The sequence below is a fragment of the Streptomyces sp. ADI95-17 genome (assembly GCF_003846175.1).
Lineage (GTDB): Bacteria > Actinomycetota > Actinomycetes > Streptomycetales > Streptomycetaceae > Streptomyces > Streptomyces sanglieri.
Genome location: NZ_ML123055.1, coordinates 201,149 through 208,281, shown reverse-complemented (window position 1 = coordinate 208,281; position 7,133 = coordinate 201,149). Strand labels below are relative to the sequence as shown.

6 protein-coding genes and 2 pseudogenes are annotated in these 7,133 nt (G+C 68.3%); 4 read left to right on the top strand and 4 right to left on the bottom strand.

Features of this window, described 5'->3' with window-relative positions:
• Positions 1-123 precede the first annotated feature (123 nt).
• Complete coding sequence (locus EES42_RS42335) at positions 124-411, bottom strand: hypothetical protein (protein WP_124723517.1); 288 nt, start codon at positions 409-411, stop codon at positions 124-126.
• Positions 412-554: 143 nt separating this feature from the next.
• Here EES42_RS42335 and EES42_RS42330 point away from each other — a divergent pair, with 143 nt between their 5' ends.
• A complete protein-coding gene (locus EES42_RS42330; RefSeq protein WP_124723516.1) occupies positions 555-2,345 on the top strand; it encodes a serine/threonine-protein kinase in 1,791 nt (596 codons plus the stop codon).
• Positions 2,346-2,467: 122 nt separating this feature from the next.
• On the opposite strand, the pseudogene EES42_RS42325 reads toward EES42_RS42330, so the two are convergent.
• Together EES42_RS42325 and EES42_RS42320 are read right to left on the bottom strand one after the other, a co-directional pair.
• Positions 2,468-2,677 (bottom strand): annotated as a pseudogene (locus EES42_RS42325) (integrase core domain-containing protein); the annotation flags it as partial.
• A gap of 16 nt (positions 2,678-2,693) precedes the next feature.
• A complete protein-coding gene (locus tag EES42_RS42320) occupies positions 2,694-3,926 on the bottom strand; it encodes an IS110 family RNA-guided transposase (protein WP_241196947.1) in 1,233 nt (410 codons plus the stop codon).
• Between the two features lie 265 nt (positions 3,927-4,191).
• On the opposite strand from EES42_RS42320, the gene EES42_RS42315 reads away from it, so the two are divergent.
• Both EES42_RS42315 and EES42_RS42310 read left to right on the top strand, forming a co-directional pair.
• Positions 4,192-4,740, top strand: coding sequence for a replication/maintenance protein RepL (locus EES42_RS42315; protein WP_206433911.1), 549 nt, complete (start codon positions 4,192-4,194; stop codon positions 4,738-4,740).
• Complete coding sequence (locus EES42_RS42310) at positions 4,734-5,129, top strand: hypothetical protein (RefSeq protein WP_124723514.1); 396 nt, start codon at positions 4,734-4,736, stop codon at positions 5,127-5,129. The genes EES42_RS42315 and EES42_RS42310 overlap by 7 nt, the downstream gene beginning before the upstream one ends.
• Positions 5,130-5,338: 209 nt before the next feature.
• Here EES42_RS42310 and EES42_RS42305 read toward each other — a convergent pair whose 3' ends face one another.
• Positions 5,339-6,652: a peptidoglycan DD-metalloendopeptidase family protein gene (locus EES42_RS42305; protein ID WP_164495556.1), complete on the bottom strand. Its 1,314-nt coding sequence runs from the start codon at positions 6,650-6,652 to the stop codon at positions 5,339-5,341.
• Between the two features lie 332 nt (positions 6,653-6,984).
• Between EES42_RS42305 and EES42_RS47035 the strand changes: the two are divergent.
• Positions 6,985-7,133, top strand: a pseudogene (locus EES42_RS47035) (MerR family transcriptional regulator); the annotation flags it as partial.

Genomic DNA, 7,133 nt, shown 5'->3' with positions numbered 1-7,133 from the left:
TCAGATGGTCAGCTCGCGGTCGCCGATGGCATCGAACTGCCACAGCCGCGGCTCGACTTCCTCCCAGCTGCCGGGGGCGATCTCGTAGACGCGCCGCACGCTGCCGTCCACGGCGACGATGGCCTACGTCGCCTCGGCCCGGGAGATGGCCACGGCAACGTTCTCTCCCTGCCGGAGGTGGCCCCACCGCTTGGCGACTGCCTGGCGGGTGACGCCCAGGGCCTCGGCGATCTTCTCGATGTCCGCCCCGTGGTCCAGAGCGAACAGCGCATCCTGCTCGGTCAGGAGGTCGACGTACCCGGCGTGGTGCTTGAGGGCCCGGAGCCTGGCCAGCCGGACGGCCTGCGTGCGCTCGTCGCCGTGGTCGACGTCGTACGGGGTGAGCGGCGGTTTCCCGTCCCCGAGCCCCACGAGGGTGCACCCCCGCCGGACCCGGCCCCGACTGCGTCCCGGCAGAGGCAACAGCATCCGAACCGGCTCCAGCAGCAGCCAGTTGTTGCTGTCGATCTGATGACAACGGCCGTGCTCGGACTCAAGAATGCGGGAAGTCGGTGATGGCAGTGATACGGAGGGAAGAGAACGTGCCGCAGGCTGGGGATGTACTGGATGGGCGTTACAGGTTGGATTCCCGGCTGGGCGCCGGAGGGTTCGGCACTGTCTGGCAGGGCCGTGATCTGCGTATGAATCGCGACGTCGCGGTGAAGACCGGGGTTCCGGACAACGTGGAGGACGCCCGCCGGTTTGTGCGGGAGGCGGAACTTGCCGGCTCTCTCGCACATCCCCACATCGTGACTGTCCACGACTTCGCCCACATCGACTGGGAGGAGCGGGAACTCGTTTATCTGGTGATGGAGTTGGTGCGAGGAGAGAGTCTCGCGGACGTACTTCGGCGCGGCTTGCCCGGCTTCCACGACTCCGTCGGCTGGGCCGTGCGGATCTGCTCGGCGCTGGAGGCGGCCCACTCGGCGGGGATCGTGCACCGCGACATCAAACCCGCGAACGTGATCATCGGAGCGGCGGACACCCTCAAGGTCCTCGACTTCGGCATTGCCCGGCGCCAGCTCTCCCGAACCGATCTCACCGGGAACGGCATCATCGGCACCGCTCTGTACATGGCTCCGGAACGCTTCCGGGGCGCGGTGGACGCGCGCTCGGACCTGTACTCGCTCGGCTGCCTGCTGATGGAGATGTGGACCGGCCGACTTCCATTCCTCGGGACGTCGTGGCAGGAGCTGTACGCCCAGCACATCGGCGCACCGCCGCCGCGGCCGAGCGCGTTCACCCCCTCGCTCTCCGCCACCGCCGACCAGCTCGTCCTCGACCTCCTGTCCAAGGAAGCGGTCGGCCGGCCGCCGCACGCAGCCGCTGTCGCGCAACGCCTGACATCGCTGGCCCAGGGCGCTGAGCCCACCGTGCCGCGGCCGAGCACGACGCCTCAACCCCCCTCGTACACGCCCACGGTCCTCGACGAGGGTGCGGAGCCGGTGCGTGCCGCGCTGCGTCGTCGGCTGGGCCAGATCGTGGCGCTGCCCGATGACTCCGACATCGGCGAGTTCCAGGAACTGCTAGGTGCGCTGATCCCCGAGGCCCAGCGGGAACTGGGCCCGGACGACCCACTGACCACGGAGGCCGTCCTCGTCCGTGCCCGGCGGTTATGGCTCCGGGACCCGACCGACACGGCTCTGGCCCGAACCGTTCCGAAGTTGCGGAGAGTCTTCGGCGAACAGGATCGGCGGACGATCGAGGCACGGGCGCTGCTGCTGGGGCACCAGATTCAGTCGGAGCACGCGGACAGGACTGCGGTGACGGCCAAAATGCGCGAGGTCATCAAGGTGGCGCAGGATGTACTGGGCCCCTTCGACCCGGTCACCCTGCACGCCCGCGCCGAGCTGGCCACGGGCCTGTGCAAGGGGCTGTCGCAAGACAGGTTCGAGGATGTGAAGCGGCGTAGGGCCATCCTGGAGCGCCTGCTGCCCGACCTCGTACGTGGACTGCCTGCCGAAGACTCCCATCGCCGTGACATCCACCTGACCGTGGCCGACGACGCCTACCTCATGCAGGATTACGAGACGGCCGCGCGATACTACGACGAATTGGCGGCCCTTGGTGACAGCAAAGACCGGAGATGGCCCGCGAAGACCTTCTTCGCCCACGCGCGCAGCCTCGGTGAGTCCGGCGAATTCGAGCGCGCGGCTGCCATGTTGGCGCAACTGACAAACACACTGGCCGACGAGGGGAACGCGAGGAGCTACCTCGGGAGCGAGGCGCGCCGACTGGAGTCCCGCTACAGGCGACGACTGCGCCGCCAAACACATCAGCCCCGAGGCTGGTTCACACGCGGCTGAGACGCCGGGCTCCACCTCCTCCGTGTCGGCCGGTCTCGCAGGACACGGCCTGGGCGGACGGGGCCGCCGTCGCCGGGGAGTACGCCGCAGTGAGGTTGATCCCCGGGAGTGGACGCCGGGTTTCATGCGACGAGTGACAGCGTACGTGACGTGATCAGTCGTTGTTCGAACTCGGCCGGTGTGAGATAGCCGAGCGCGGAGTGGCGGCGGCGGAGGTTGTAGTACGTCATCCAGCGGAAGAGCTCGAGCCGGGTGTGCGCCTTCGAGGTCCAGCGGTATCCATGGAGCAACTCGCGCTTGAGGCCCTGGAAGAATGACTCGGCCAGGGCGTTGACGCTCCTATAGTTGTCAACTCGTTGTGGGGACGGTCCGTGGTGCGGGTCGGATCAAGTGGTAGACCTCGCGGATGACGTAGCGTTTGAGGCAGCGGATGGTCTCGCGTTTCGTCTTGCCCTCGGCGGTGCGGCGGGTGACGTAGTCGATCGTCGGTTGGTGGAATCGCATGCGGACGATGACGGTGCGGTAGATCGCGGCGTTGAGCTGGCGGTGGCCGCCGTGGTTGATGCGGTGCCTGCCGCTGGTCATGCCGGAGCCGGTGGGCACAGGAGCGATGCCCGCAAGCTTGGCGAGGGCGGCTTCGGACTTGATGCGTTCGAAGTTGTCGCCGGCCACGACGAGGATCTCCGCGGCGGTGTCCACACCGATGCCGAATGGTTCGAGTAGTTGCGGGGCGGCACGGTGGACCGGCTCAGCGATCATTTTCGTCAGTTCCCTGGCCTCGGCGTCGAGGTACTGCCACCGTTTGGCCAGTGTTCGAAGGGCGTGACGCAGTGCGTCCTCGGGGCCCTCCAGCTGTCGAGGAAGCAGGCCCGCCAGGCGCCGGGCCAGAGCGATTTGAGTTTTGCCCGTGGTCTCGTTGCGCAAGAGATCAGGAGCGTGGACAAGCATCGCTTTCATGGTGGCCATCGCCGCTGAGCGCTGTTCGACGGCCTGGTCATGGGCGATCTTGAGGTGCCGGATCATCTCGGCTTCACCGTCGGCGCTCTCGGGCGTGGCCGTCGCGAACCCTGCCAGGACGGCTCGGGCGGCGTTCTCGGCGTCCAGGGTGTCGGACTTGCCGTTCATCCGTCGCAGCCGCCGGTCCGGGCGGCCGGCCTCGACCACCTTGTGCCCGGCCCGTCGAAGGAACGAGGCCAGGGTGGCGCCGTAGGAGCCGGTACCCTCGATTCCGAAGGCCAGAATCCTGCCGTATGAGCCTGCCCAGTCCAGGAGTTGCTGAAATCCGCCGGTGTCGGTGGGGATCGTCAAGGTCGCCAGGATCCCGCCGATCGTGTCCATCACTGCAGCGACGTACACATGCTTGTGTGTGTCGACGCCGATCACGACGTGCCCGGACCTGTGCTGCTCGTTGTTATCCACCGCGTTCCCTTCGGTCGGTAGCGTGGGGTGCACGCTGTCGCCGGCCGGAGGGACAGGACTGTCACGGGGACGCTTTGACGAGTTGGCTCCAGGCTCCTGACTTGTTGAATCGACCCCAGATGCTCGGTCTGCAGCCGTAGCGTCCAGGGTGTCGGTCGGCATGGGCCCGCAGTGCTCCTTGCCGCCCTCGGGCTGGCTCACTGATAGCGTGCCGCCGCCGACCGACACCCGCGCGGTGTGGCTCGACAGAGGCATGAAGGTGACGCAGTGACTTCAAGTCAGGGTGCCCACCGCACTTCCCTTCCGGATTCATCGAGTGCGAGGACAGGGGCCGGCGGTCGACGAATCGCGATGAGCCCGTGAGTCTCCGCTGGCGGACAGTTTCGCCAGGGCGCTGGACCGTACGCCGCCGAAGCCCGGCCGGCCTGTGCGGTCCGCGAACGTCGAGTACACGTACCAGGCTCCCCACAATGCGTGGGGCCGCAGCGGCTACAGCATGGTCAGCAACGCCTTCCTGTCCGACGTCCTGGCGGCGCTGATCGCGCGGTACGGGATGTCGCCCGTGCAGTCGGCGGTCCTGCTGCTCTGTATGGGCCGCCAGGTCGAAGGGCGCCTGAAGATCACCCACATCAAGGTCGCCCGGCACCTCGGAGTCGAGCGCGCGAACGTCACCCGGGCTCTGGGCAGCCTGGAGAACTGGCACATGCTCCAGCGCCGCGCTAACTCGCTGATCGTGGTCAACCCGCTGATCTGCTTCAAGGGCAACGGCGACCTCCAGCAAGAGGCCCTGGAGCAGTTGCGGCAGGGCGCCAGGGCGGCGCTGCGGAAGCACTTTCCGGAGATGCGGGAAGATGTAGGGGCGCTGGAGAAGGCGGCGAGCGAGAGCTTCCCGGAGTTCACGGCCCCGGCCGCACCGGCGCCGCGCACGCGGCAGCTGGCGTTCGGCGACAACGACGTGGAGGAAGAGGCATGCTGATTCAAGCTCACCTCGGGTTCGCGCAGCTGCACTGCCTGGAGCTCGCCAAGGCCGACTACGACTTGCTGAGCGCGATGATGGATGTCCAGCGCCCCGGCGGCGAGGTGAACGCCTCACAGGCCGAGCTGCGGGCGCGCGTGGGGCTCAGCAAGAACCGAACGTCCATCGCGATGAACCATCTGGTCGAGCGGAACATCGTCCTGCGGCCCGAGGGCCGCTACCGCAGCTACTTCATCCACCCGTACTTCGCCGGGTACGCCTCGCAGGAGGAGATGGAGGAGGCGCTGCGCGAGGCGACCGAGGCCATCAAGGCTGGCGCCCTTGCCGCCCCGGCGCTCCCCGCCCCGCAGCGGCATCTGTCCGCCGTGCCCACACGTCGCAGCGCTTGACCGGCCGCCCGGCCGCCCGCCCGGCCGGGTGACACGACATCAGCGGCGCCGCACCCCTTCGTCAGGGGTGCGGCGCCGCTTTCGTGCGTGGGAAGCGAGTGTCAGATCCGGACGCATGGTTCCCGCAGGCGGGAAACGCCCAGGTCGCAGCCCCGCGCCCTCTATCTGTATGAACTCCAATACGGCGCCGGGCTCGGCCCGTCAGGCGGTCAGTAGGAACAGCCGCTGGTGGGGAGGCTGCTCGGCGCCGGAGGTGTCACGCCGTCGTACAGAGCGAGAAGCAGCGGCTGCGGGCAGTGCTTCACCCCGCCGATCCGGATCTCGAAGTGGAGGTGCGGCCCGGTGGACTGTCCCGTGTTCCCGGATTTCCCGAGGTACTGGCCGGGCGTCACCGTGGTCCCGGCAGCGACACCCCGCGAGTCGAGGTGGCCGTAGATGTACGTCGTGCCGTCGGCGCTCGTCAGGGTGATGCCGTTGCCAAAGCCGCCGTCGATGTAGCCGACCGTGCCGCGCGTGACCGCGTACACCGGTGTGCCGATCGGGACCTGGATGTCGATGGCCGCGTAGTCGTGGTGGGGGTCGTCCAATTCGCTGCGGGGAACCGCGGGCTGGGGCAGCACGTAGGCGTAGTCGTGGCCTACGCAGGTGGCGGTCTCCGGCTCGGCGGACAGCAGGATCTGGGCCCAGCCGGACGTGTCGACCGGGTCGTCGTTGTGGTAGACGATGTCGCTTCCGGAGCCGTCGGTGGGATTCACGTCCTGGTACCAGTACATGCCGCCGGCCGACGTCACGCCGTAGTAGAGGCCGCCGCCGGGAGAGACCAGCTTCTCGAAGCCCGACCAGTTGGCCGACGCCAGCAGTTTGCTCGACCAGGCGCCCGCGCTGTCGATCCGGTACTCGACGAGCCGCCCGTCCGCGGTGTTCGCGAGCAGCCGGTCGTCACCCGTGGAGGCAAGCGTTTTTAGGACGAAGCCGCTGCCAATCTCGCGGCGCTGGCCGATGTGTTCGGATCCGGCCGGCTTGGGCTGGGAGACCAGGTACTGGAACAGCATGCCGCCAGCGGTCCCGTACAGGTGGCCGTGTCCGTCGTACACGAGCTTGTCGTGGGTCCAGCCGGTGCCAATCTGCACCGGCGAGCTCATCAGAGCGAGCGAGAGGTTGTTGGTCTTCACGTCGATCCGGTAGAGCGTGCCCGCGCTGTCGGTGGCCAGCACGGTGTTGAAGTTCAGTGTCGCCATCGCCTTCGGGACGAAGCCGAGGTCGGGTCCCACCAGTGTCTTGAGCCGGTCGCCGCTCGAGGGATCTATCTGGGAGTAGGTCAGACGGCCGTCGGCCAGCGCTCCGTAGATCGACACCGATCCGGAGCAGTCCGCGCCCGCGGCGGCCCGGGCGGTGGCGTACGAAGCTCCGTTCGTGGCGGGTTCGGCCGCCCGAGCCGTGGCGGTGGTGACGGACACGAGGCCGAGGGCCAGGGCCCCCGTAAGGAGCGCGCGGACGGCGCCGCGGCGCCTGCTGGTCTGCAACGTTGGACCTCCGTGGTGTGTGGTCCGGCGTAGCGCGCCGCGGGGTGCCCGGCCAACGCCACCGGAATCCGCCGGGGCGTCGACAGGCAGAGGGTCCTGCCGACACCTGTGAGCGTCTCCACAGGGCAGGCCGAAGCACCCCCGCCGTGACCTATTTGATACATGGGCATGCCAAATTGGCCGACGGAGTGCGTACAACGCGACGCGTGACCCCCTTGACCGCCGCCCGGTTCAAGGGCCCCGGCACGGCTCAGTCTCGGGTCATGCCCTCCGCCGCCGGATCTTGTCGCCCAGCCACACCCGCACCCCTTCGACAGGGGCGCAACGCCATTCTCGTGACCCCGACCGGCGGCGACCGCCGCTACTCCCGCTACCAGCTGCGCATCGCCGCCCGCGCCCGGGAACTCGTCGACCAGGGCACCGCCATCGAGGCCGCCTGCCGCGTCGTCATCCTCGAAGACCAGCTCGAAGAAGCCCAGCG